21 protein-coding genes are annotated in these 24559 nt (G+C 71.1%); 18 read left to right on the top strand and 3 right to left on the bottom strand.

Features of this window, described 5'->3' with window-relative positions; all coding sequences use genetic code 11:
- On the bottom strand, positions 1-1350 hold the full coding sequence (locus SOM19_RS05665) for a class I SAM-dependent RNA methyltransferase (protein WP_320485574.1): 1350 nt from the start codon (positions 1348-1350) through the stop codon (positions 1-3).
- A gap of 23 nt (positions 1351-1373) precedes the next feature.
- Between SOM19_RS05665 and SOM19_RS05660 the strand changes: the two genes are divergently transcribed.
- Positions 1374-2048 (top strand): Maf family protein, encoded by a 675-nt coding sequence (locus SOM19_RS05660; protein ID WP_320485573.1) that lies wholly within the window; start codon positions 1374-1376, stop codon positions 2046-2048.
- Between the two features lie 78 nt (positions 2049-2126).
- Positions 2127-3893, top strand: coding sequence for an acetyl/propionyl/methylcrotonyl-CoA carboxylase subunit alpha (locus SOM19_RS05655; protein ID WP_320485572.1), 1767 nt, complete (start codon positions 2127-2129; stop codon positions 3891-3893).
- A 56-nt stretch (positions 3894-3949) separates the two neighbouring features.
- Here the strand turns inward: SOM19_RS05655 and SOM19_RS05650 are convergent, their stop codons facing one another.
- The gene (locus SOM19_RS05650; protein WP_320485571.1) at positions 3950-5398 is read right to left on the bottom strand and encodes an NAD(P)H-quinone dehydrogenase; all 1449 of its coding nucleotides are present in this window, start codon (positions 5396-5398) and stop codon (positions 3950-3952) included.
- A 93-nt stretch (positions 5399-5491) separates the two neighbouring features.
- Here SOM19_RS05650 and SOM19_RS05645 point away from each other — a divergent pair, with 93 nt between their 5' ends.
- From SOM19_RS05645 to SOM19_RS05625, 5 genes are all read left to right on the top strand, one after another.
- Positions 5492-6325: a purine-nucleoside phosphorylase gene (locus SOM19_RS05645; RefSeq protein WP_320485570.1), complete on the top strand. Its 834-nt coding sequence runs from the start codon at positions 5492-5494 to the stop codon at positions 6323-6325.
- 56 nt (positions 6326-6381) lie between these two features.
- Entirely contained in the window at positions 6382-8097 is a 1716-nt protein-coding gene (locus SOM19_RS05640; RefSeq protein ID WP_320486669.1) for a phospho-sugar mutase, read from the top strand.
- Positions 8098-8232: 135 nt separating this feature from the next.
- On the top strand, positions 8233-9714 hold the full coding sequence (locus tag SOM19_RS05635; protein ID WP_320485569.1) for an MFS transporter: 1482 nt from the start codon (positions 8233-8235) through the stop codon (positions 9712-9714).
- A 28-nt stretch (positions 9715-9742) separates the two neighbouring features.
- Positions 9743-10327, top strand: a complete 585-nt coding sequence (locus SOM19_RS05630; RefSeq protein ID WP_320485568.1) for a GNAT family N-acetyltransferase — start codon at positions 9743-9745, stop codon at positions 10325-10327.
- Positions 10328-11015: 688 nt separating this feature from the next.
- Positions 11016-11567 carry a hypothetical protein gene (locus SOM19_RS05625; RefSeq protein ID WP_320485567.1) on the top strand — a complete coding sequence of 184 codons (552 nt, stop codon included), beginning with the start codon at positions 11016-11018 and terminating at the stop codon, positions 11565-11567.
- 117 nt (positions 11568-11684) lie between these two features.
- Here SOM19_RS05625 and SOM19_RS05620 read toward each other — a convergent pair whose 3' ends face one another.
- Entirely contained in the window at positions 11685-13610 is a 1926-nt protein-coding gene (locus SOM19_RS05620) for a BglG family transcription antiterminator (protein WP_320485566.1), read from the bottom strand.
- A 176-nt stretch (positions 13611-13786) separates the two neighbouring features.
- Here SOM19_RS05620 and SOM19_RS05615 point away from each other — a divergent pair, with 176 nt between their 5' ends.
- The 11 genes from SOM19_RS05615 to SOM19_RS05565 all read left to right on the top strand — a co-directional run bounded on the left by SOM19_RS05615 (position 13787) and on the right by SOM19_RS05565 (position 24546).
- Positions 13787-14146 (top strand): PTS sugar transporter subunit IIB, encoded by a 360-nt coding sequence (locus SOM19_RS05615; protein WP_320485565.1) that lies wholly within the window; start codon positions 13787-13789, stop codon positions 14144-14146.
- 28 nt (positions 14147-14174) lie between these two features.
- Positions 14175-14450, top strand: coding sequence for an HPr family phosphocarrier protein (locus SOM19_RS05610; RefSeq protein ID WP_320485564.1), 276 nt, complete (start codon positions 14175-14177; stop codon positions 14448-14450).
- 3 nt (positions 14451-14453) lie between these two features.
- Positions 14454-16127: a phosphoenolpyruvate--protein phosphotransferase gene (gene ptsP, locus SOM19_RS05605; RefSeq protein ID WP_320485563.1), complete on the top strand. Its 1674-nt coding sequence runs from the start codon at positions 14454-14456 to the stop codon at positions 16125-16127.
- Between the two features lie 45 nt (positions 16128-16172).
- Positions 16173-17855, top strand: coding sequence for a PTS mannitol transporter subunit IIBC (locus SOM19_RS05600; protein WP_320485562.1), 1683 nt, complete (start codon positions 16173-16175; stop codon positions 17853-17855).
- 108 nt (positions 17856-17963) lie between these two features.
- On the top strand, positions 17964-18401 hold the full coding sequence (locus SOM19_RS05595) for a PTS mannitol transporter subunit IIA (RefSeq protein ID WP_320485561.1): 438 nt from the start codon (positions 17964-17966) through the stop codon (positions 18399-18401).
- Complete coding sequence (locus SOM19_RS05590) at positions 18401-19555, top strand: mannitol-1-phosphate 5-dehydrogenase (RefSeq protein WP_320485560.1); 1155 nt, start codon at positions 18401-18403, stop codon at positions 19553-19555. Before SOM19_RS05595 ends, SOM19_RS05590 begins: the two co-directional genes overlap by 1 nt.
- Positions 19556-19577: 22 nt before the next feature.
- The gene (locus tag SOM19_RS05585) at positions 19578-20402 is read left to right on the top strand and encodes an alpha/beta hydrolase (protein ID WP_320485559.1); all 825 of its coding nucleotides are present in this window, start codon (positions 19578-19580) and stop codon (positions 20400-20402) included.
- A complete protein-coding gene (locus SOM19_RS05580; protein ID WP_320485558.1) occupies positions 20399-21121 on the top strand; it encodes a TSUP family transporter in 723 nt (240 codons plus the stop codon). The genes SOM19_RS05585 and SOM19_RS05580 overlap by 4 nt, the downstream gene beginning before the upstream one ends.
- Positions 21122-21227: 106 nt before the next feature.
- On the top strand, positions 21228-22607 hold the full coding sequence (locus tag SOM19_RS05575; RefSeq protein ID WP_320485557.1) for a flavin-containing monooxygenase: 1380 nt from the start codon (positions 21228-21230) through the stop codon (positions 22605-22607).
- Positions 22604-23593, top strand: coding sequence for a bile acid:sodium symporter family protein (locus SOM19_RS05570; RefSeq protein ID WP_320485556.1), 990 nt, complete (start codon positions 22604-22606; stop codon positions 23591-23593). The genes SOM19_RS05575 and SOM19_RS05570 overlap by 4 nt, the downstream gene beginning before the upstream one ends.
- The gene (locus SOM19_RS05565) at positions 23590-24546 is read left to right on the top strand and encodes an SDR family oxidoreductase (protein WP_320485555.1); all 957 of its coding nucleotides are present in this window, start codon (positions 23590-23592) and stop codon (positions 24544-24546) included. Before SOM19_RS05570 ends, SOM19_RS05565 begins: the two co-directional genes overlap by 4 nt.
- Positions 24547-24559 lie beyond the last annotated feature (13 nt).

The following is a 24559-nucleotide window of genomic DNA, read 5'->3' as shown; positions in this document are numbered from 1 at the left end:
CTAGCGGCGCGGGTCGGCGGGCGTCAGGGTGGCGACGGCCTCCACGTGGTGCGAGTTGGGGAAGATGTCGAGCGCGTCGACAGCCGTCGTCTCATAGCCCGCTGACCGGAACGTGGCCAGGTCGCGCGCCAGCGCGACAGGGTCGCACGCGACGTAGACCACGGCCGCCGGGCCGAGCGCTGCGACCGACTCGACGACCTCCCGACCGGCCCCGGCCCGGGGCGGATCGAGCAGCACCACGCCGCGCGTGAGGCGCTCGCGGTCGGCAGCGGATGCCTCGGTCGACATCCGCGCGAGCCAGCGGTCGACGCGTCCGGTCTCGGCGCGTGCGCCGATCCACTCGGCCAGATTCTCGCCTGCGTGCTCGGTCGCCCGGGCGTCCGACTCCACGGTGGTCACGCGCGTGCCGGGGCCGCCCACCTCGCCGATCGCGGCGGCGAAGAGTCCGACGCCGCCGTAGAGGTCCAGGTGCCAGGCATCGGCATCCACTCCCGCTCCGGACCCGAGTCCGCGCAGCGCGCCTTCCACTTTCGACGTGAGGGTCTGCGCGGCCAGGCGGTGCACCTGCCAGAATCCCCCGGCGTCCACCCGGAACTCGCGGTCGCCCACTCGCTCGATGACGACCTCGGGCGTCGGTGCCGGTCGTGCGGGACGGCTGCGGTTGCCGCGGGCGCGGCCGCGCGGCGCCTCGGGCCGCGGCAGGACGCGCACCCGGCCGTCCGAGGGCTGCACGAGGTCGATCCGACCGGCCTCGCCGGTGCGGAGACCGAGCGCGGCGTACTCGACGCCGGCGGTGGCCAGCGGCAGGTCGTCGATCGGGATCACCCGGTGGCTCCGCGCGGCGAACGGACCGACGTTGCTCTCCGCATCGACGTGCAGGCTCACGCGTGTGCGCCAGCCCGTGCCGTCCGCGCTCTCGGCGTGCTCGTCGGGCTCCACCGCGTCGACGCCACGCGGAGATGCCGGCTCGATCGAGACGGGCAGCTCGACCCCGCCGAAGCGCCGCAGCGCGTCGGTGAGCACGTGCAGCTTGAGGCGCCGCTGCTCGGCGAGCTCGATGTGGCCGAAGTCGGCGCCGCCCGGACGCAGCTCGGGTGCGACGTCGATGTCGGCCTGGCGCCAGATGTGGGGGCGCCGGTGCGGCGAGGCGTCGAGCACCTCGAGCGCCTCACCCCGCCAGAAGGAGCTCTTCGTCGTGTCTGTCAGACGGACCCGCACCCGCTCGCCGGGGAGAGCGTCGGGGACGAACACGACGCGCCCCTCATGACGGGCGACGAACACACCGCCGTGGGCGACGTCCCCGATCTCGAGGTCGATGGTCTGCCCTGTCGCGCTTGTCGGTCCCGTCACGTCTGAGAGCCTACGGTGGACGCATGCGCGTGTGCCTCGCTTCCACCTCGCCCGCCCGCCTGATGCTGCTCCAGCAGTTCGGCATCAGCCCGCTCACGCTCGCGCCGGACGTCGACGAGGAAGCCGTGATCGCAGCGGTCGAGGCGGGTGAGGGCCGCGTGCTGGCTCCCGACGAACATGTGCTGCTGCTCGCTCGCCGCAAAGCCGCGGACGTGGCGGTGCGCCTCGCCGACGAGATGCCCGGATTCGACGGGATCGTCGTCGGCGGGGACTCGATGTTCGAGCTCGACGGCGAGGTGCTCGGCAAGCCGCACACGGCCGAGAACGCGACCGCGCGCTGGCGGGCGATGCGCGGTCGCACCGGGGTGCTGCACTCCGGCCATGCCGTGATCCGGCTCCAGCCGGGCGTCGCGCCGCGCGAGGTGCATGCGGTGGCCGAGGCATCCGTCTCCTTCGTCGACGACGTGACGGATGCCGAGATCGCCGCGTACGTCGCCTCGGGCGAACCCCTGAACGTCGCCGGCGCCTTCACCGTCGACAGCCTCGGCGGCGCGTTCATCTCCCGCGTGGAGGGCGATCCCTCGACCGTCGTGGGCATGTCGGTGTCGACGCTGCGGCGGCTCGTGCGCGAGCTCGGCGTCGAGTGGACCGACCTCTGGCACCTGAGTGAGTCGTCCGGCGGGCCGTCCGCGTTGTAGTACGAAGCCCACGTTTTCGCTCGCTTCTTGTACGAATGAGTCAAATCAGGGGCGACACCCGTCGGTAGGCTGACAACCATGCCTCAGATCGCCAAGGTGCTCATCGCCAACCGCGGCGAGATCGCCGTCCGCGTCATCCGCGCCGCGCGAGACGCCGGCAAGTCCTCGGTCGCCGTCTACGCCGACCAGGATCGCGACGCGATGCACGCCCGCCTGGCCGACGAGGCGTATGCGCTCGACGGCACCACCAGCGCCGAGACGTACCTCTCGATCGAGAAGATCCTCTCGATCGCGCGTCGCTCCGGCGCCGACGCCGTGCACCCCGGCTACGGGTTCCTCGCCGAGAACGCCGGGTTCGCCCGTGCCGTCATCGACGCGGGCCTGATCTGGATCGGCCCCAGCCCCGAGGCGATCGAGGCTCTCGGCGACAAGGTCACGGCCCGTCACGTGGCGGAGAAGGTCGGCGCACCGCTGGCCCCCGGCACCCCGGGTCCGGTCGCCGGCGCCGACGAGGTCATCGCCTTCGCCGAGGAGTTCGGCCTGCCCATCGCCATCAAGGCCGCCTACGGCGGCGGCGGCCGCGGCCTCAAGGTCGCCCGCACGCTGGACGAGGTCCCCGAGCTCTTCGAGTCCGCGACCCGCGAGGCCATCAGCGCCTTCGGCCGCGGCGAGTGCTTCGTGGAGAAGTACCTCGACAAGCCGCGTCACGTCGAGACGCAGTGCCTCGCGGATGCCGCGGGCAACGTCGTCGTCGTCTCGACCCGCGACTGCTCACTGCAGCGCCGCCATCAGAAGCTCGTCGAAGAGGCCCCCGCGCCGTTCCTGACGGACGAGCAGAACACGATCCTGTACGAGTCGTCCAAGGCCATCCTCAAGGAGGTCGGGTACGTCGGCGCGGGCACGTGCGAGTTCCTCATCGGGGCCGACGGCACCATCTCCTTCCTCGAGGTCAACACGCGCCTGCAGGTCGAGCACCCGGTCTCGGAGGAGATCACCGGCGTCGATCTCGTGCGCGAGCAGTTCCGACTCGCCGAGGGCGAAGAGCTCGGCTACGGCGATCCCGTCCCCGACGGGCACTCGATCGAGTTCCGCATCAACGGCGAGGACGCGGGGCGCGGCTTCCTTCCCCAGCCCGGACCGATCCACGTCTTCAAGACGTTCGGCGGCCCCGGCATCCGCCTCGACTCGGGCGTCACCGCCGGCGACTCGGTCTCGGGGGCGTTCGACTCGCTGCTGGCGAAGATCATCGTGACGGGCCGCGACCGCACCGAGGCGCTCTCACGCGCCCGCCGTGCACTGGACGAGTTCGAAGTCGCGGGCCTCCCGACCGTCCTGCCGTTCCACCGCGCGGTGGTCCGCGACCCCGCCTTCATCGCCGAGGACGGCGTCTTCGGCGTGTTCACGCGGTGGATCGAGACCGAGTTCGTCAACGACATCCCGCCGTGGGACGGCGAGCTCGAGTCGCCGAAGCCGGCCGAGAATCGCCACACCGTCGTCGTCGAGGTCGCCGGCAAGCGCCTCGAGGTGAGTCTCCCCGATCGCGTCGTCGCCGCACCCGGCGTCGCCGGCCGCCCCGTGGCCGTCCCGCCGTCGCGGCGCTCGCACGCGCCCTCCGTGGTCTCCGGCGCGTCCGGCGACGCGGTGAAGGCGCCGATGCAGGCCACGATCGTCAAGGTCGCCGTCGAGGACGGCCAGCAGGTCGTCAAGGGCGACCTCGTCGTCGTGCTCGAGGCGATGAAGATGGAGCAGCCCATCCAGGCGCACAAGGACGGCACCATCGGCGCCATCAACGCCGATGCGGGGACGACCGTCTCGGCCGGTCACCAGCTGCTGACGATCTCCTGACGCCGCTTTCCACAGACGGCGAACGGAGGCCGCGCGCGGAGCGCGCCGGGGGTCTGTCAGGCCCCGTAGATCGTGTGGTCGACGACGTGCATCGCGCGCGCGGCATCCGTGATGCTGCCCGACAGCGACGGGTACACGGCGAACACGCGCGAGACCTGGTCGACGGTGAGACGGCGCTCGACCGCGATCGCGATCGGGTAGATGAGCTCTGAGGCCCTCGGTCCGACGATGACGCCGCCGACGACGCTGCCGCTGCCTTCGCGGGCGATGAGCTTCACGAAGCCGTCCTTGATGCCCATCATCTTGGCGCGCGGATTCGCGGCGAGCGGGAGCTTGTGGACCACAGCGCTGATGAGCCCGTCGGCGATGTCCTTCTCCTGCCAGCCGATGGTCGCGATCTCGGGGGCCGTGAAGATGTTCGAGGTGATCCGGCGGCGCTCCAGCGGGATGACGACGTCGCCGAGCGCGTGGAAGACCGCGGTACGACCCTGCATGGAGGCGACCGACGCGAGCGGCACGAAGGTCGTGCAGTCGCCGGCGGCGTAGATGTTCGGCACCGACGTGCGGGCGACGCGGTTGACCTGGATGTGGCCCGACTCGGTCATCTGCACACCGGCCTGCTCGAGACCGATGCCGGCGGTGTTCGGGATCGACCCGACCGCCATGAGGCAGTGGCTGCCCTCGACCGTCCGGCCGTCGCTCAGCGTCACCACGACGCCGTCGCCGGCTCGCTCCACCTTGTCGGCGCGCGACTTGGACAGCAGTGTCATGCCGCCGCGCTTGAACACGCGCTCGAGGACGGCCGCGGCATCCGAATCCTCGCCCGGAAGCACCTGGTCGCGGCTGGAGACGAGTGTGACCTTGGCACCGAGGTTCATGTAGGCGCCCGCGAACTCGGCGCCGGTGACGCCGGAGCCGACCACGATGAGGTGCTCGGGGACGGACCGCATGTCGTAGAGCTGGGTCCACGTGAGGATCCGCTCGCCGTCGGGCATGGCGGTCGGCAGCTCGCGCGGCGATGAGCCGGTGGAGACGACGAGCGTGTCGGCCTCGATGCGGTCGAAGTCGGTGCCGCCGGGACCGGTCGACACCACGACGGCGTTCTCGCCCTCGAGACGGCCGTGCCCGGAGATGATGCGGACGCCGGCCTCGGCGAGCGAGGCGCGCATGTCGTCGGACTGCTGACGAGCCAGCGACAGCAGCCGCTTGTTGACCGCGGAGAGGTTGATCGCGATCTCGGGTTTGAGGGGCTTGCCGTCCTTGCCCTTCGCGAAGAGCTGCACGCCGAGGTCGCTCGCCCCGGCGATCGCCACCGCCGCGTCGGCCGTGGCGATCAGCGTCTTGGACGGCACGACGTCGGTGATCACGGCGGAGCCGCCGATTCCTGCCCGCTCGACCACCGTCACCTCGGCTCCGAGCTGGGCTGCGGCCAGCGCCGCGTCGTAGCCGCCGGGGCCGCCGCCGATGATCGCGACGCTCTGAGTGCGCTCGAAGCTCAAGGACATTCCCCCATTCTCTCCCGCAAGACGCCTCGACCATGACACTCGGCGCGCGGGCGCGGCTGGCCCTCGTGCCCGGGCCTTCCTAGAGTGGGGGGCATGTCAGACACCACCGGCAATCCTCTCGACGATCCCGCGGCCGATCCCTTCGAGGTCGCGGCCGAGGCAGCGGGCGACATCCAGCGCCTCACCGGCGTCGAGCGGCACGACGTCGCCCTCACCCTCGGCAGCGGCTGGGGCAAGGCGGCGGAGCTCATCGGCGAGACCACCGCGGCGTTCCCGGCGACCGAGGTCACGGGGTTCAGCAGACCCGCGCTCGAGGGGCACGTGGGGACACTGCGCAGCGTCGTGACGCCCAAGGGCCGGCGGGTTCTCGTCATCGGCGCCCGCACGCACTACTACGAGGGTCACGGCGTGCGCCGGGTCGTGCACAGCGTCCGCACCGCGGCCGCCGCGGGCGCGCGCACGATGGTGCTCACCAACGGCGCCGGCGGCATCAAGCCGACGTGGAAGCCCGGGCAGCCCGTGCTCATCAGCGACCACATCAACCTCACGGGCGACTCCCCCCTCGAGGGGGCCACCTTCATCGACCTGACCGACCTCTACTCGCTGCGGCTGCGCGACCTCGCCCGTTTGATCGATCCCTCGCTCGACGAGGGCGTCTACTGCCAGTTCCGCGGCCCGCAGTACGAGACCCCGGCCGAGGTGCGGATGGCCAAGACCATCGGCGGCCACATCGTCGGCATGTCGACCGCCCTCGAGGCGATCGCGGCGCGCCAGGCCGGCATGGAGATCCTCGGCTTCTCGCTCATCACGAACATGGCGGCCGGCATCCAGACCACCCCGCTGAGCCACCAGGAGGTCATCGAGGCGGGCCGCGAGGCCGAGCCGGTGATCTCGTCCCTCCTCGCGCGGGTGATCGGGGCACTGTGAGCGAGACCACAGTGCCGGCGGCGGCCCCCGATTCGCAGGAGCCCGCGCCCGATGCCGTGCCCGCCGGCCCGGCCGACGCGGTGTCGATTCTCGACCGGGCACGCGCCTGGCTCGCCCAGGACCCCGACGGCGAGACGCGCCGGGAGCTGCGTGCGCTGATCGAGGCGGCCGAGGGCGGAGACGAGGCGGCCGGGGCCGACCTCGAGGATCGCTTCTCCGCGCGCCTCGCGTTCGGCACGGCGGGGTTGCGCGGAGAGCTCGGCGCCGGCAGCAACCGCATGAACCGCGTGCTCGTCGCCCAGGCCGCGGCGGGACTGGCGGCGTACGTCCTCGATCGGACGAGCAGGGACGGCGCGGATGCCGCAGCCCCGGCGATCATCGTCGGCTACGACGGCCGCCGCAACTCCCACGTCTTCGCCCAGGACTCGGCCGAGATCTTCGCGGGCGCGGGGCTGCGTGCCATCCTGCTCCCCCGCCTGCTGCCGACACCGGTGCTGGCGTTCGCGGTGCGCGCGCTCGGCGCCGCAGCCGGCGTGATGGTGACCGCCAGCCACAACCCGCCGAACGACAACGGGTACAAGGTGTACCTCGGAGGCGCCGACGAGGGCTCGCAGATCGTGGCGCCCGCGGACGCCGAGATCGCCGCGCACATCGAGCGTGTCGCTGTCGAAGGCGACATCGCCTCGCTGCCCCGGTCGCTCGGCTACGAGATCGCCCCCGAGTCCGTGGTCGACGACTACATCGCCGCGACAGCCGCGGTCGCACCCGCGCCGAGGGGCGCCGAGGGTCTGACGTGGGTCTACACCGCCATGCACGGCGTGGGATGGGAGACGCTGTCGCGCATCCTGGAGGCGGCCGGCTACCCCGCCCCCGTCCCGGTGCCGGAGCAGCTCGAGCCCGACGGCACCTTCCCGACCGTGGCGTTCCCCAACCCGGAGGAGCCGGGCGCGATGGACCTCGCGTTCGCACGCGCACGCGAGGTCGGCGCCGAGCTGGTGATCGCCAACGACCCCGACGCCGATCGGCTCGCGGTCGCCGTGCCCGACGAATCGGCCCCTGACGGCTGGCGCCGCCTGACGGGCAACCAGATCGGACTGCTGCTCGGCTGGCGCGCCGCACGGCTCGCCTCCGAGGCCGGAGCCACCGAGGGCGCATCGCTCGCGTGCTCGCTGGTGTCCTCGCCGGGGCTGAAGGCGGTCGCCGATCACTACGGCCTGGGCTTCCACGCCACGCTCACGGGCTTCAAATGGATCTCCCGCGCCCCGGGCATCGTCTTCGGGTTCGAAGAGGCGCTGGGCTATCTCGTCAATCCCGAGACCGTGCGCGACAAGGACGGGGTCTCCGCCGCCGTCGCGATGCTCGGCATGGTCTCCGAGGCCCGTGGGCGCGGCGCCGGGCTCGCCGACCTGCTCGCCGAGTTCGACGAGACGTTCGGCGCCTTCGCGAGCGACCAGATCTCGATCCGGGTCGACGACGTGTCGACGATCTCGCGGATCATGGCGGCGCTGCGGGCGCGGCATCCGTCCGTTATCGGCGATGTCGCCGTCGACAGGGTGGACGACCTGCTCGAGGGCGTCGACGACCTGCCGCCCGGCGACGTGCTGCGGCTGTGGCTGGAGGACGGCTCGCGCGTCGTCGTGCGTCCGAGCGGGACGGAGCCCAAGCTGAAGCTCTACCTCGACGTGCGCGGCGACTCGGCCGCTGACGCCGCCGGGCGCATCGAGCGACTGTCCGCCGGCGCCCGTGAGCTGCTGGACCGGCTCGGAGGCTGACGGCGCGAGCCGCGTTCGGCAGATGAGGCCTTCCCGTGTCCGGGGTTCGTGCTAGAGTCCCACTCGCGATATATCGTGAGTGGCTGAGGCGCTCCCGAGTCGCAGGGGGATCTGTACCGAGACGAGGAGCCGACGATGGCGGGCGCGCAGCGCGATGACGAACAGGATGCCGCGGCCGAGGCATCCGTCCCCCCAGGCGACGGCCCTCTCGCGGCTTCGGCTCTCGCCGGGGCGGCAGACCCCACCCCCGGCGCCGGCGACTCCCCCGCGCCGGGGAGCGACGAGGCGAGCGACCCGCCGCACTGGCTGCGCAAGGTCGTCCTCTTCCTGACCGGTCAGACGGTGAGCCTGCTCGGCTCGATGCTGGTGCAGTACGCGGTGTTCTGGTACCTGACGATCGAGTACCGCTCGGGCGTCTACATGATGCTGGCGGCGCTGTTCGGGTTCCTCCCCCAGGCCGTCGTGTCGATCTTCGGCGGGGTCTGGGCCGACCGGCACAACCGCAAGTACCTGATCATGGGCGCCGATGCCGTCATCGCCCTGTCGACCCTCGGGCTCGCGCTCATCATGATGACCGGATACGACGCGGTGTGGCTGCTGTTCGCTGTGATGGCCGTCCGCTCGGCGGGCGCCGGCATCCAGATGCCCGCCGTCTCGGCGCTGATCCCGCAGATCACCCCGACCCGCAACCTGATCCGGGTCAACGGCATCAACGGCTCCATCCAGTCGGCGATGGCACTCCTGGCCCCGGCGGCGGCAGGCGCGATCTACGCATGGTCGTCGGCGGCGACGGGCGGCACGGCCTCCTCCCTCATCCCGATCTTCTTCATCGACGTCGTGACCGCGGTCATCGGCATCGGCATCCTGGCGTTCATCCCGGTCGGGACCGTGCGCCGGGCAGCCGACGTCCAGACCGGGTACTTCGCCGACCTGGTCGACGGAGTGCGCTACATCGTGCACCACGCGTTCGTCCGCTGGCTGCTCATCGTGTTCGCGATCATCTTCGTGCTGACCGTGGCTCCCTCCAACCTCACACCCCTCATGCTCGTGCGCACGTTCCCGGCCGGAGAGGCGCAGGATGTCGTCAACCTCGCGGTGCTCGAGATCGCGTTCAGCATCGGCATGATGCTCGGCGGCATCCTCGTGGCCACATTCTTCGCCAAGCGCAGCCGCATCGGCTTGATCGTCGTCTCGTCGCTCGTGTTCGGCGTGCTGTCGATCGGCCTGGGCCTCGCCCCGAACCTCTGGGTATTCTTCGGCTTCATGTTCCTCGTCGGCCTCGCGGTGCCGTTCTTCTCGACGCCGTCGATGACGCTGCTGCAGGAGACGGTCGAGCCCGAGCGCCAGGGCCGCGTGTTCGGCTTCCTCGGGATCGTCATGGCCGTGGCGATGCCCCTCGGCATGGTCGTCTTCGGGCCGCTCGCCGACGTCATGCCCATCGAGGTGCTGCTGGTGGCGGCGGGCGTGCTGACCTTCGTGGTCATCGGGCTGGCGGTCTGGCTCCCCGCCGGGCAGCGCGCCATCGCCGCGGCACGGGCCGCGTCCGAAGTGCCCGACCACGATCCCGCCGCCGCCGCGGCCGCCGTCGAAGCGGCCATGCACTCCAAGGACGCGTGACGTTCGCGCGGCGTCCTAGGCTCGGGGGATGCTCCTCACTGATCCGGTGACCCTCGAGAACGACCATGTGCGGCTGGAGCCGCTGAGCGTGGATCACATCGACGACATCGCGCAGGCTGCGGTCGGGCTCGAGCACGCCTGGTACACGTCGGTTCCCGCACCGGACCGCGTCGCGGACGACGTCGCGCAGCGCCTGGCGTGGCGCGACGAAGGACACATGAACGCGTGGGCGGTGCGGCGCCTCGACAGCGGACGCGTGATCGGGCAGACCACCTTCTGCAACATCGACGCGGCGAACCGGCACGTCGAGATCGGTCACACCTGGATCGGGGTCGAGGCGCAGCGGACCGCGGTGAACACGGCGTCGAAGCTGCTGCTGCTCACCCACGCGTTCGAGGCGTGCGACGCCATCGCGGTCGAGTTCCGCACCCACTGGCACAACCGGCAGTCGCGGGCCGCGATCGCCCGGCTCGGAGCCAAGCAGGACGGCGTGCTGCGCAACCACCGCCTCGGGCCCGACGGCACGCTGCGCGACACCGTGGTGTTCTCGATCCTCCCCCACGAGTGGCCCGCCGTCCGCCTGGGCCTCGAGGAGCGCCTGCGCCGCGGGTGAGCCCCGCGGCGGGGCCCGCGGTACGGACCTTCCGGCCGGGAGTCCCGAGGTCGAGGCATCCGCTCGCCTGTCGCTCGGGTTCGGGGCGGGTTCTGCGAAGTTGGGGCATCCGTTGCCCGACAGTCGGGTTCGGGGCGCCTCCTGCTGTCCGGGGCGGCGTCTGCTCCGCCTCCAGTGCAGGAACTCGCCCCGAGTGGACGGGTACCTCCTCCCCAGCGGCGTTGCACCAGCGCTCGGTCCGCAGAATGCGGTGGGCGCGGCGCCAGCAGCCTTCGGGTCGCGACCATCGGCTGATGACCCCACGACTGATGCGCTACGAGCAGCTGATCGAGGACAGCCCCTCGCGGCACGCGATGGACAGGAGGATCGCCGATGGCAGGCTCATCCGCATCCGTCGCGGCATTTACGTCTCGGGCACTGCCTGGGCCGCCGCTTCCCCGAGGAACGCAACGTCGTTCGAGCCCGAGCTCTGCAACTCACGTCCCGGAATGCCCCGGTGTTCTCGCACGAGACCGCCGCCGCGATCCACGGACTCCCGCTGTACCGTCCTGAGCGCACCAGGACGCACCTCATCGTCCCTGCCGATCGACCGGGAGCGGCGGCAGGAACGGTCCGACATCGGGGTGACCTGCGAGACGGGGAGATCGTCGAGGTCGATGGCCTCCGCTGCACCAGCCTCGTCCGCACAGTGGCTGACATCTCGAGGACCGCGCCGTTCGACCAGGCGGTGGTGGTGGCGGACGCCGCGCTGAGAGCCGTGTGTGTGCGAGGCCTCGGTCACTACGATCGCGAGCGGGCCGACGCCGTGCGGGGCGAGGTCCTGGCAGCAGCGCGGCGTTCGGCGCACGGGTTCTCACGAAGCACCAGGGTGATGGGCTTCGCCGACGGACGGGCGCAGCTGCCGGGCGAGTCCGTGAGCCGAATCCGACTCCACGCAGTGGGCTTCCGCTCCATCCGCCTGCAGGTACCGGTGCGGGCTCCGGGTACGACTTACTACGTCGACTTCGGGCTGGAGGAAGCGGACGCCTTCGGCGAGTTCGACGGTGCTGTCAAGTACGTCGACGGCCGGATGACGGACGGACGGACCGCCGCGGAAGTCTTAGACCGTGAGAAGCAGCGGGAAGACTGGATCAGAGGCAGCACTCAGCGACGACTCGCTCGCTGGGGCTGGCCTCACATCGCGACGGCGGCCACCCTGGGCGCACGGCTCGCCGCCTTCGGCATCCATCCGCCGAGCTGACGCCGCCGGCCGGTTCGGGGCGCCCGGCGCGGTTTGGGGCACACCACGACCCGCCGCGATCCGCAGGGCACGCCCCAAACCCCGGATGCCGGACCCCGCCACCTGACGGCCCCGGGCTCAGCCGTCGATGACGGCGACGAGCTCGTCGAGGAAGCCGCTGAAGTCGGTGCTCCGCCGCACGATGCGCTGCACGCTGTCGCGCTCGGAGAACACCTCGACGAACTGCTCGAACACCGTCTGGAAGGCCTCGCGGTCGGTCTCCGAGAAGGCGACGAGCGCCACGACCTGCACGCGGCCGTCGCCCCAGGGGATCGAAGGGTCGCCGATGCCGATGGCGATGGCGGTCCGGGATGCCGTCATCCCCAGCGCGTGCGGCACCGCGAGGGCATCGGTGAACGCCGTCGACGACAGGTGCTCGCGCTGGATCGTGCGCTCGACGTAGTCCGCGTCGATCACCCCGAGGGCGATCAGCCCGGCGCCGAGCTGCCGGATGACGCCCTCCTCGCCGCCTGTGGCGTCCAGGCCGCGCACGAAGGCGGACGGCGCGAAGTAGCGCTCCAGCTCGGTGCGCAGCCTCCCGAGCCGGCGCGTCCTCCGGATGCGACCGGCCGCGGCCTGCACGCGCTCGATGTCGGCGTCGGTGAGGAAGGGCTGGATCTTCACGATGCGGTCCCCCGGCACGGCGGGATCGATCGTCGTCAGCACGAGGTCGGTGTCGATGGACGCCCAGTCGGGGTCGACGCGCGTCTCGACGCCGACGACCTCGATCGCCTGACCCAGGGACCGGTCGACGCTGGAGCGGAGCAGCTCGTGGAGGTCGTAGTAGCCGGGGCAGACGATGGTCGCCGTCAGCAGCTGGTCGGCGCGGCGGCTGCGCTCGAGGCGGCCGCCCACGTGCATCGCGATGTAGGCGATCTCGTCGTCGGGCAGCGGGATGCCGAGCCGCTCCTGGAGACGGCTCGCGATGAACACCGCGACCTCGAAGATCATCGGATACGTCGTCTTGAGCGACCGGGTCAGCGGATTGCGCGACCAGGCCTGCTCCTTCGCCCGGTGCTGCAGGTTCTGCACGTGCAGGGCGAGGCGGAGGATGAAGTCCTCGTGCCCGATGTCGACCAGGAACTCGGCGGACGCGGTCTCGACGACTTCGCGCACCGCGGCCTCGACGTCGGGCTCCAGCCGGGCGCGGGCGTGGTCGGCGGGGGTCTCGGCGCCGGGCGCGACGACGCGCGTGAGCACGAGGGTGGCGAGGTGCTGCAGGTCGCCCGAGCCCAGCGTCACCGCGAGGTGGCGCTCGGCCAACCGGCTGATGACCTCGGCGATCTCCTGCTGTGCGGGCCGGGCGTCGGCGGCGGCGCCCTCGATCCCGCGGTCCTGCGCGACACGATCCGCAGCAATCGCGATGTGCATCACGACATCGGCGATGCCGAACTCGTTCACGAAGTAGCCCAGCGCCCCGAGCTCGGCGACGAGGTCGGACTTGAACGGCCCGAACGCGGCCGCCCCGACGGAGTCCTCGCCGAGGGTGCGACGCAGGGCGACGATGTCGAAGGATCCGGCCTCCATCTCGTCGTGGGCGAGGCGACTGAGCAGGCGCCGCTGCGCCATCTCCGTGCCGCGGAGCCGGGCGCGCGAGGCAGAGCGCTCGAGGGTGAGCTCGGTGCCGCCGAGGAGCGCGCGCACCCGGGCGAGGTCGGCCTCGAGGGTCGCCGGACTCACGTGCACGCGATCCGCGAACTCGAACGTGTCGACGCCGTCGGGCGAGTCGAGCAGGGCGCGCACGAGCGTGTGGAGCCGGTCGCGCGGGGTGCCGGCATCCGTCGCCCCGGCTCGAAGGGCCGTCGCCGCTTCGGATCCTGCGCGATACCCCTGGGGGCCGGACTCGATCGCGACACCGGGTGCCACGCGCGCGTTGACCGCGGTGACGTAGGAGCGCACACTGCGCGGAGTGACGCCCAGCGCGTCGGCGAGGGTCGCGGCCGTCACCCACTCCCCGTCGCGCGCGAGCAGACCCAGCAGGCGGTCCTGTCGCGCTCTCGTCACCGGGGGTCCTTGCTTCGCTTCTCCGGGCCTCGCCGGCCGGATGATGCCAGTCAACCACGGGCGGCATCAGGAGGACCGAGTGTCCGGCTCGCGGGGCCGGTTTCCGCCCCCGCGGAAGAAGGAGTGGTTGTCGGTTCTCAGCGTTTTCACAAGAATGGCCACATGGAGGCGGGTCGATGAGGATCCTGGTGGTCTGCGGAGCGGGTGCGTCAAGCACCTTTGTCGCGCAGCGCGTGCGCCACGCGGCGCATGACCGGGGGCTCCCGTATTCCGCCTTCGCCGGCACCGAGCAGTCGCTTCCGATCGACCTCGATGCCGCAGACGTCGTCCTCGTGGGGCCGCACCTCGCTCACGCTCTCGAGCGCATCGAGCGGGATGCCGCGCTCCGAGGCACGACGGTGGTGCTGCTGCCGTCCGACATCTTCACCGACAAGGACGGCACACGGACGCTCGCACTCGTCCAAGACGCGGTCGGAGGCGCCGGGGGGCAGCCTCCGGCCGCGGGCAGCCCGCCCGCCGCCGCTCGCACCGACTGACAGACGAAGACGACAGAGAGGTCACCCCATGCCACCCATCTCACGCACCGTCCGGATCGGCTCGTCGCACGGCCTGCACGCCCGGCCGGCGAAGCTGTTCGCGCAGGCGGCGAAGGATGCCGGCATCCCGATCACCGTCGCGAAGGATTCAGGTTCGCCCGTGAACGCCGCGAGCATCCTGGGCGTGATCGCACTCGGCGTCGAGTACGGCGACTACGTGACACTCACCGCCGACGGGGACGGCGCGGAGAACGCGCTCGACACCCTGGCCGAGCTCCTCACGACCGACCACGACTCGGAGTAGACGATGACCGAACTGCGAGGAGTCGGAATCGGCCTCGGCGTGGCTCAGGGCCCCGTCGCCCGGATGGCCGAGCCGTTGCCGCCGCCCAGCGACGCGCCCAGCACGCTGAGCACCGACGAGGAGACCGTCCGCGTGAAGGAGGCCGTCTCGGCGGTCGCGCGCGAGCTCGAGCAGCGCGGCGCACAGGCCGGCGGCGCCGCGCGGGACGTGCTCGAGGCGCAGGCGATGATGGCCGAAGACCCGAGCCTGGAAGACGAGATCGGCACGCGCCTCGCGCAGGGCCGCACCGGCGAGTGGGCGGTGTTCGACGCGTTCACGTCGTTCCGCGACCAGCTCACCGCGCTCGGGGGCTACCTCGGCGAGCGCGCCGCCGACCTCGACGACGTCGCACAGCGCGTGATCGCCCGGCTGCGCGGGGAGCCCGCGCCGGGCGTGCCCGACCCCGGGCATCCGTTCGTGCTCGTCGCCAAGGACCTCGCTCCGGCCGACACCGCGCTGCTCGATCTCGACAAGGTCCTCGCGCTCATCACGACAGAGGGCGGGCCCACCTCCCACACCGCGATCCTCGCCCGCGAGAAGTCCATCGTCGCGATCGTCGGTGCCGTCCACGCGAAGGGCCTGCGCGAGGGCGAGACGGTGATCGTGGATGCCGCGGCCGGCGTCGTGACGACCGACCCGACCGCCGAGGAGCTCGAGCGGGCCGAGAACCGTGCCAGCGCGCGCGCCGCGGCCGTCTCGGCGCCGATCACCGACGGTGCGCTCTCGGACGGCACCCCCGTCCCTCTGCTGGCCAACCTCGGCAACCCTGACGGCGCGATCGACGCGGTCGCCCTGGGCGCGGAGGGTGTCGGGCTGTTCCGCACGGAGTTCCTGTTCCTGAGCTCGCCGCAGGCGCCCACGGTCGAGCAGCAGCGCGAGGCGTACACGAAGCTCCTGTCGGCCTTCCCCGGCAAGAAGGTGGTCGTGCGGGTGCTCGACGCCGGGGCCGACAAGCCGCTCGCCTTCCTCAACGATGCGCACGAGGAGAACCCGGCGCTCGGGCTCCGCGGCATCCGCGCCCTCCGGGCGAGCGAGGACATCCTGCGCGAGCAGCTGACCGCCCTCGCCGAAGCGGATGCCGCGACCCGGCGGATGCCGCAGGGCGCGGCCGATCTCTGGGTGATGGCGCCGATGGTCGCCACCGTCGAGGAGGCCGTGTACTTCACCGACATGGCGCGCGACTACGGCATCAAGACCGCGGGCGTCATGGTGGAGGTGCCCTCGTCGGCGCTCCTGGCGGACCGGATCCTCTCGTACTCGGACTTCGCCTCGATCGGAACGAACGACCTCACGCAGTACACGCTGGCGGCCGACCGGCTGCTCGGCTCGGTCGCGTCGTTCCAGGACCCGTGGCACCCCGCGGTGCTGCGGCTCATCCGCGAGGTGGGCGACGCCGGACGGATCCATCACAAGCCCGTCGGGATCTGCGGCGAGGCCGCCGCCGATCCGCTGCTCGCCGTCGTGCTCGTCGGGCTCGGGGCGACGAGCCTCTCGATGGCCCCGACCGCCCTGGCCGACGTGCGCGCCACCCTGCTCCAGCACTCCCTCGACGACGCGCGCGTCATCGCCGAGGCCGCCCTCGCCGCGAACGACGCGGCATCCGCACGAACCGCGGCCCAGGCCGCGGCGACCCGATAGGCCGCTCGCGGCCGTGCACGACATCAAGACAAGGGAGACACAGCCATGACAACGACGTCAGCGCCCGCAACGGGCATGAACAAGGCGAGAGTGGGGGTGCAGCGGTTCGGCACGTTCCTCTCCGGCATGATCATGCCCAACATCGCGGCCTTCATCGCGTGGGGCTTCATCACGATGCTCTTCATCCCCGCCGGCTTCTTCGGCGCGGACAGCCCGTTCGGCTGGCACTGGTACCCCGTCGCGGAGATCATCGGCGGCGGGGGTGACCAGGCCGTCATCGGCTGGCAGGGCTCCATGGTCCAGCTCGCCGAGGGGGACGGCGGGAACTTCCTCGCCTACGTCGGCCTGGTCGGCCCCATGGTGGTCTACCTTCTGCCGCTGCTCATCGCCAACACCGCCGGCCGCATGGTCTACGGCGAGCGCGGCGGCGTCGTCGCGTCCATCGCCACGGTCGGCGTCATCGTGGGCACGGACATCCCGATGTTCCTCGGGGCGATGATCATGGGTCCGCTCGCAGCGCTGATCACCAAGTGGATGGACCGGATCTGGGACGGCAAGATCAAGCCCGGCTTCGAGATGCTGATCAACAACTTCTCCGCCGGCATCCTCGGGATGATCCTCGCGATCGTCGGGTTCTTCGTCTTCGGCCCCGTCATGCTGGGGATCAGCGCGGTCCTCGGCGGAGCCGTCGGCTGGCTCGTCGACATGAGCCTGCTCCCCCTGGTGTCGATCATCGTCGAGCCGGCAAAGGTGCTGTTCCTCAACAACGCGATAAACCACGGCGTCTTCACCCCGCTCGGCATCGAGCAGGCCGCCGAGACCGGCAAGTCGATCCTCTTCCTGATCGAGGCCAACCCGGGACCCGGCCTCGGCCTGCTGCTCGCGTTCACCTTCTTCGGGGTCGGCGCGGCGAAGGCGTCGGCACCCGGCGCGATCATCATCCAGTTCTTCGGCGGCATCCACGAGATCTACTTCCCGTACGCGTTGAGCAAGCCGATGACGATCCTCGCCCTCATCGCGGGCGGCGCGACCGGCGTGACCACCAACATGCTCCTCGGTGGCGGCCTGGCGTTCCCGGCGGCCCCCGGCAGCATCATCGCCGTCACAGCGGCAGCCATCGGCCCCGGCATCGGCAACCTGCTGGTGGTCTACCTCTCGGTGATCCTCGCGGCGACCGTGACCTTCCTCGTGGCCGGTGTCATCCTGCGAGCCTCGCGCAAGCGCGACCTGCTCGCTGAGGCCGACGCGTTCGGTGCGGCGATCAGTCAGACCGAGGCGAACAAGGGCAAGTCGTCGGCCGCGATGGACGCGCTGCGCGCGTCGGACGGCAAGGACCGAGTCGCCGTGCATGACGCCGAGGAAGCGGTCGACAAGCTCGAGACGGAAGCGGAGACGGCGGGCCTGGCCGACGGCGGCATCCTGACCACCAAGAGGGTGCAGAACATCGTGTTCGCGTGCGACGCGGGCATGGGCTCCTCGGCGATGGGCGCCAGCGTCCTGCGGAACAAGTTCAAGAAGGCGGGCATCGAGGACGTCACCGTGGTCAACAAGGCCATCGCGAACCTGGATGCCTCGGCCGACCTCGTCATCACGCAGAACCAGCTGACGGATCGTGCGCGCAAGCAGACGCCGAACGCCGTCCATGTCTCGGTCGACAACTTCATGAACTCGCCGAGGTACGACGAGGTCGTCGGGCTCGTCCGTGACCAGCACCAGGATGGTGTGTAGGCGCTGAGACGGCTGCGGGGTCGGGCGGCGCGATGCCCCCGGCCCCGTGGCTCCTCCCTCCCCCGGCCGCGTCGCCGCGGCATCCGTGAATCGAGAAGGGCAAGCGAAATGGCACGTGACGTACTCAGCATCGGCCAGGTGCGGATCCACAGCGGCAGCGCGACGATCGAAGAGGCGATGAAGGAGGCCGCCGACATCCTGGAGTCCGCGGGTGCCGTCACGAGCGCCTACTTCGATGCGATGCAGCAGCGGGAGCAGACGGTGTCCACGTACATGGGCAATGAGCTCGCCATCCCGCACGGGACGAATGAGACGAAGCACACCATCCTCGCGTCCGCCCTCTCGGTCGTCCGCTACGACGGCGGTGTCGACTGGGACGGCGAGCCGGTGACGTTCGTGGTCGGCATCGCCGGCAAGGGCGACGAGCACCTCGAGATCCTCTCGCAGATCGCGATCCTCTTCTCCGACGAGGACGAGGTGGAGAAGCTCAAGCAGGCGCAGTCGCCCGAGGAGCTCTTCGCGCTCGTCTCCGCCGCGGGCGTGTGATGAAGGCCGTCCACTTCGGCGCCGGCAACATCGGCCGCGGCTTCGTCGGGCTGCTGCTGCACCAGGGCGGGTACGAGCTGATCTTCTCGGATGTCGCGGCCCCGCTCGTCGACGCGATCAACCGGGCCTCGTCGTACACGGTGCGCGAAGTGGGCGAAGGCGGGCACGACACCGTCGTCACGGGGTTCCGCGCGATCAACAGCGCCGAGCACGCCGACGAGCTCATCGACGAGATCTCGGTCGCGAATGTCGTCACGACCGCCGTCGGCCCGACGATCCTCAAGTTCGTCGCGCCGCATCTCCTCGCCGGTCTCGCGCTGCGCGATCCCGCCGCGCCGCCGCTGCAGATCATGGCGTGCGAGAACGCGATCAACGCCACCGACCTGCTCCACGACGAGCTGGTGGCGCTCGCCGGCGAGGCGTGGGACGGCATCGCCTCCCGCGCCGTCTTCGCCAACACGGCGGTCGACCGCATCGTCCCGGCCCAGCCCGAGGGCGGCGGGATCGATGTGACGGTCGAGCCCTTCTACGAGTGGGCGATCGAGCGGCCGCCGTTCGGCGACGATCCGCCGCGGATCCCCGGCGCCCACTTCGTGGACGACCTCGCGCCCTACATCGAGCGCAAGCTCTTCACGGTGAACACCGGCCATGCGACGACGGCGTACTTCGGAGCGCGGGCGGGCATCGAGACCATCGCCGGCGCGCTCGCCGACGGGGCCATCGCCGCACGGGTCGCGGCCGCCCTCGAGGAGACCTCCGCGCTTCTCGCGGCCAAGCACGGCCTGGACCCCGCCGATCTCGCGGACTACCGAGCGACGATCCTCCGCCGATTCCGCAATGCGGCGCTCCCCGACACGGTATGGCGCGTGGGACGCCAGCCGCTGCGCAAGCTCTCCCGGCACGAGCGCTTCGTCGGACCGGCCGCTGAAGCCGCCGAACACGGGCTTCCCGTCGACGCGCTGGTGGCCGCGATGGGCGCTCTTCTCGCCTTCGACGACACCGAGGATCCGCAGTCGGTCGACCTGCAGCGGATGCTGCGGGAACAGGATGCCGTGTCGTTCACCGAGACGGCGGCCGGCCTCGAGCCGGAGCATCCGCTCTTCCCGAAGGTGCAGGCGATCGTCGAGGCGCGCCAGGCCGAACTGGGAGTCTGACGCACGCGATTACGCTCGTGTGGTGACCGACCACGCTGGCGCCTCCTCGCACCCGTCCGACCCATCCGCCCCGGCGGGGTCCGAGGTGCCGCCGGCACGCCGCCGACGCGGCCGGCGTGTGCTGTGGTGGGTGCTCGGCTCGATCGGCGCGCTGCTGCTGCTCGGCATCGTCGGGATCCTCGTGTGGAGTCAGGTCGGGGTGATGGCCGCCGAGCCCGAGCCGCTCGCCGAGGTGCGCGCCGACGCGGCCATCGAGACCACCGATACGTCCGGCGCGATCATCCTGGAGCCGGCCGACGGCGAGTCCGAGCTCGGTCTCGTGTTCGTCCCGGGCGCCAAGGTCGACCCGTGGGCGTACGCGAACAACCTCTCCGGCATGGTGTCGGAGGGCGACGTCACCGTCGTCATCACCAAGCCCTGGCTGAACCTGGCATTCTTCGATCTGCGGCCGCTCGAGGCATTCACCGGCCTCGTTCCGGAGGTCGACACGTGGATCGTCGGCGGGCACTCGCTCGGCGGCGTGCGGTCGTGCCAGCTCGCCGCAGACGCCGACGCTCTCCTGCTGCTCGGGTCATACTGCGCGAGCGATCTCTCCGCGTCGGGCCTGCCCGTGCTGAGCATCGCCGGCAGCGAGGACGGCCTGTCCACGCCCGAGAAGATCGAGGATGCGCGGCCACTTCTCCCCGAGGACGCCCGCATGGAGGTCATCGAGGGCGCGAGCCACGCGTCGTTCGGCGACTACGGTGCGCAGCCGGGCGACGGGACGCCCACCATCTCGGACGCGGAGATGGACGCCGCGCTCACCGCACTGCTCCTCGGCTTCGCCGACGACCTCGCCGCCCCGTGATCGTCGCGCTCGCCTGCCTCGCCGCATTCGCGGCGGCGGTGATCCAGCGCATCACGGGCCTCGGCTTCGTGCTCGTGCTCGTCGGCCCGATCGTGCTGCTGTACGGGCCGCTCGAGGGCGTGACGATCGGGGTGCTGCTCGCGCTCGTCGCGTCCGGGTCCGCGATCCCGCTGGTGTGGCGCCAGATCGAGTGGCGGCGCACGTGGTGGCTGATCTGGCCCGGCCTCGTCGCGGCGCCGTTCGCAGCCCTCCTGGTGCGTCTGCTCCCCGAGGCCGCGCTGCTCCTCCTCATCGCGGCGATGGCGTACTTCGCCCTCGTCGCCGGCTGGATCCCGGCGCTGTCCGCCTCGCTACGGGGCCGGCCAGGTGCCGTCGTCGCCGGGTCGGCGGCGGGGTTCATGCACGTCGCGAGCGGTCTGTCGGGTCCGCCGCTCGCGGCCTACGCGGTCGGCGACCAGTGGGAGCAGCGCCGCTTCGCGGCCAGCGTGCAGGTCATCTTCGCCACGTTCAGCGTCGTGTCGGTGGTCTTGCGCGGGCTCCCGACGTCACCGGTCGCCGATGTGTGGCTGCTCATCACGGCGACCGCGGTCGGCATCGGCGTGGGCACGGTCCTCACCCGGTTCGTGCCGTCGCGCGTCGCCCGCGTCGCCATGCTCGCGCTCGCCTGGGCCGGCGCGACGGTGGTGCTGGTGCGGGGCATCCTGGCACTCTTGTCCTGACGGAGCAGCCCTCGCGCGACTGATTTTCGGTTAATGCCGAGTAACGCTTAGGGTTCTTCCCTGGGGCCGGCGCCGTCATGCCGCCACGACGACGTGTGGGAGACGAATGAGCGAGCTGCGCTATGCCATCATCGGCGCGGGGCCGTCCGGGCTCTCCGCCGCGCGCGCACTGCAGAGGGCCGGGATCGCCTTCGACGGGTACGAGGCCTCCCGGGGCGTCGGCGGCCTCTGGGACATCGAGAACCCCCGGTCGACGATGTACGAGTCGGCGCACCTGATCTCCTCGCGCACGACCACGGAGTTCTCGGAGTTCCCGATGGACACCGAGGCCGACTATCCGAGCCACCGCACCCTGGTGCGCTACTTCCGCGACTTCGCGGACCGGTTCGGGCTCACCGCGCAGTTCCGCTTCGAGACGAGGGTGACGTCTCTCGAGAAGACGGGCGACGGCGGGTGGATGCTGCGGGCCGAGGGCGCTGCGGACAGCGACGGCGCCAGCAGCACGATCGAGCAGCGCTACGACGGCGTCATCCTCGCCAACGGCACGCTCGCGGAGCCCAACATCCCCGACTTCCGCGGGGAGTTCTCCGGCGAGCTGCTGCACACGAGCGCCTACAAGAGCGCCGCTCAGCTGGCAGGCAAGCGGGTCCTCATCATCGGGGCGGGCAACTCCGGGTGCGACATCGCCGTGGATGCCGTGCATCACGCCGAGTCCGTCGACATGAGCGTGCGGCGCGGCTACTACTTCGTGCCCCGCTATCTCTTCGGGCGGCCGTCCGACACCCTCAACCAGGGCAAGCCGCTCCCGGCGCCGATCAAGCAGCTCGTCGACCGGCGCGTGCTCCAGGCGTTCACCGGGGACCCCGTGCACTTCGGGTTCCCCAAGCCCGACTACAAGATCTACGAGTCGCACCCCATCGTCAACACGCTGGTCCTCAACCACCTGGGGCAGGGCGACCTGCGCATCCGTCCCGACATCGACCGGTTCGACGGCCGCACGGTGCACTTCCGAGACGGGTCGAGCGGCGAGTACGACATGGTGCTGCTCGCGACGGGCTACACCCTCGACTACCCGTTCGTGCCGCGCGATGCCCTCCACTGGACCGGCTGGTCGCCGAAGCTCTTCCTCAACGTGTTCCCGCCCTCGTTCAACGGGCTGTACGTGATGGGCATGATCGAGGCGTCGGGCATCGGCTGGCAGGGACGCTACGAGCAGGCCGAGCTCATCGCCGAGTATCTCTCGGCGCTCGAACGCCGGCCGGCGCGCGCGGAGGCGTTCCGCCGCCGCGCGACCCGCGAGCCGTGGCCCGACCTCACCGGCGGCTACAAATACCTCGGGCTCGAGCGCATGTCGTACTACGTCAACAAGGACGCCTACCGCTCGGCGGTGCGCACGGCCGCGGCGGACCTGCGCCGCGATCCGGAGGCGGCGCCGCGCCGGGGCATCCGCTCGCTCACGCCCTTCTCGAAGCGAGCGTCGCGGTGAATCCCGACGAGATCGCCCTGAACTTCAACCCGGGCACGCTGATCATCCTCAACGTCGTCCTCGGGCTCATCATGTTCGGCATCGCGCTGGACACGACGGTCGACGACTTCAAGGCCGTGCTCCGCAAGCCCAAGCCGTTCGCCATCGCGATCCTCGCGCAGCTTCTCGTGCTCCCCGCCGTCACCTTCGGGCTGACGCTCATCCTGCCGGTGACGCCCTCGATGGCGCTCGGCATGATCCTCGTCGCGTGCTGCCCGCCCGGCAACATCTCGCAGGTGCTGACGCATCGCTCGGGCGGCAACGTCGCGCTCTCGGTCTCGATGACGGCCGTGTCGAACATCATCTACATCTTCGCGCTGCCGCTCAGCGTCGCCTTCTGGGGTTCGCTGCATCCGACCGCGAGCCAGCTGCTCGAGGCCGTGGAGCTCAGCGCCTGGGCGATGCTGCTCGACATCTTCCTGATCATCGGACTGCCGTTCGCCGCGGGCCTGTTCATCCGCCACCGCTTCCCCGCCTTCGCCGCCATGGTGCAGCCCTTCGTGAAGTGGTTCTCACTTCTCGCCCTCGTCGGTTTCATCACCGCCGCGCTCGTCGGCAACTGGGGCTACTTCGTCGCGTTCCTCGGGATCATCGTGGTCGTCGTCACGATCCACGACGCGGTCGCCCTTGCCATCGGCTACGGCACAGCGGTGGTCGGCGGCCTCGGCACCCGTGAGCGCAAGGCCATGACCTTCGAGGTCGGCATCCGCAACGCCGGCCTCGGGCTCGGCCTGGTCTTCGCGTTCTTCGGCGGCCTCGGCGGCATGGCGATCGTCGCCGGCTGGTGGGGCATCTGGGACATCATCGCCGGGCTGGTGGTCGCAGCACTGTGGGCCCGGCATACCCGGCGGCGCACCGGATCCGCGAAGGGCGACGCCTCGCGGCACGCCCTGCGCCCGCAGACGGATGCCTCGACCCCCGACGCCGCCGCGGGACCGATCGCATGAGCGCCCGGGTCCTGATCACCGGGGGCGCCGGCTTCCTCGGCACGCACGTCGCCGCGACGCTCGCCGCCCACCCCGATGTCGAGATCGTCGTGGCCGGCGACGTACGGCGGCCCGAGCATCCGATCGACGGCGTCGTCTACGCCGACTGCGATGTGACGCTCGACGGCGCTTTGGCACCGCTGCTCGAGCGCCACGGGATCGACGTGGTCGTGCATCTGGCCGCGATCGTCAACCCCGGCCGCGATCACGACCTCGAGTACCGGGTCGACGTCGACGGCTCGAGCAATGTGCTCGCCGCCTGCGTCGCGACCGGTGTCCGCCGGGTCGTCGTCTCGTCGTCGGGCGCCGCCTACGGCTACCACCCCGACAGCCCGGACTGGCTGCGCGAGGGCGACCCGGTGCGCGGGAACGACGAGTTCCCCTACTCCCGGCACAAGCGGCTCGTCGAGGAGGTGCTCGCCGGATACCGCGAGACAAACCCCGAGCTCGAGCAGGTCGTCTTCCGCATCGGCACGATCCTCGGCCCGACCGTGCAGAACCAGATTACGGCGCTCTGGGACGGCTCGCGCATCCTCGCGATCCGCGGCTCCGACTCCCCCTTCGTGTTCGTCTGGGTGGACGATGTCGCGGCGGCGATGGCGCGCGCCGCGACCGACGGGCCGCCCGGAATCTACAACATCGCCGGAGACGGGAAGCTCACGGTCGGGCAGATCGCCCGGCGCCTCGGCAAGCCGCTGCTGACCCTGCCGGCTGGGTTTCTCGCCTTCGCCCTGCGCATCGGACGGATGCTGCGCCTCACGGTGCACGGACCCGAGCAGGTGCGCTTCCTGCGCTACCGCCCGGTGCTCGCCAACGACGCTCTCAAGCGCGACTTCGGCTTCACGCCCGCCAAGACCTCGGCCGAGGCGTTCGAGGCCTATCTCGAAAGCCACCCCGGAGTGGCCCGCGGCTGAGCGCGGCCGCCAC

The organism is Microbacterium sp. CFBP9034, assembly GCF_034045255.1.
Lineage (GTDB): Bacteria > Actinomycetota > Actinomycetes > Actinomycetales > Microbacteriaceae > Microbacterium.
Note: the sequence above shows the minus strand (reverse complement) of the source record. Positions and strands in the feature narration are given on the sequence as shown.

Coding starts and splice junctions, on each gene's coding strand:
- SOM19_RS05660 (WP_320485573.1), top strand. CDS start 1,374: ATGCGCGTGTGCCTCGCTTCCACCTCGCCCGCCCGCCTGATGCTGCTC.
- SOM19_RS05655 (WP_320485572.1), top strand. CDS start 2,127: ATGCCTCAGATCGCCAAGGTGCTCATCGCCAACCGCGGCGAGATCGCC.
- SOM19_RS05650 (WP_320485571.1), bottom strand. CDS start 5,398: ATGTCCTTGAGCTTCGAGCGCACTCAGAGCGTCGCGATCATCGGCGGC.
- SOM19_RS05645 (WP_320485570.1), top strand. CDS start 5,492: ATGTCAGACACCACCGGCAATCCTCTCGACGATCCCGCGGCCGATCCC.
- SOM19_RS05635 (WP_320485569.1), top strand. CDS start 8,233: ATGGCGGGCGCGCAGCGCGATGACGAACAGGATGCCGCGGCCGAGGCA.
- SOM19_RS05630 (WP_320485568.1), top strand. CDS start 9,743: ATGCTCCTCACTGATCCGGTGACCCTCGAGAACGACCATGTGCGGCTG.
- SOM19_RS05615 (WP_320485565.1), top strand. CDS start 13,787: ATGAGGATCCTGGTGGTCTGCGGAGCGGGTGCGTCAAGCACCTTTGTC.
- SOM19_RS05610 (WP_320485564.1), top strand. CDS start 14,175: ATGCCACCCATCTCACGCACCGTCCGGATCGGCTCGTCGCACGGCCTG.
- ptsP (WP_320485563.1), top strand. CDS start 14,454: ATGACCGAACTGCGAGGAGTCGGAATCGGCCTCGGCGTGGCTCAGGGC.
- SOM19_RS05600 (WP_320485562.1), top strand. CDS start 16,173: ATGACAACGACGTCAGCGCCCGCAACGGGCATGAACAAGGCGAGAGTG.
- SOM19_RS05595 (WP_320485561.1), top strand. CDS start 17,964: ATGGCACGTGACGTACTCAGCATCGGCCAGGTGCGGATCCACAGCGGC.
- SOM19_RS05590 (WP_320485560.1), top strand. CDS start 18,401: ATGAAGGCCGTCCACTTCGGCGCCGGCAACATCGGCCGCGGCTTCGTC.
- SOM19_RS05575 (WP_320485557.1), top strand. CDS start 21,228: ATGAGCGAGCTGCGCTATGCCATCATCGGCGCGGGGCCGTCCGGGCTC.
- SOM19_RS05565 (WP_320485555.1), top strand. CDS start 23,590: ATGAGCGCCCGGGTCCTGATCACCGGGGGCGCCGGCTTCCTCGGCACG.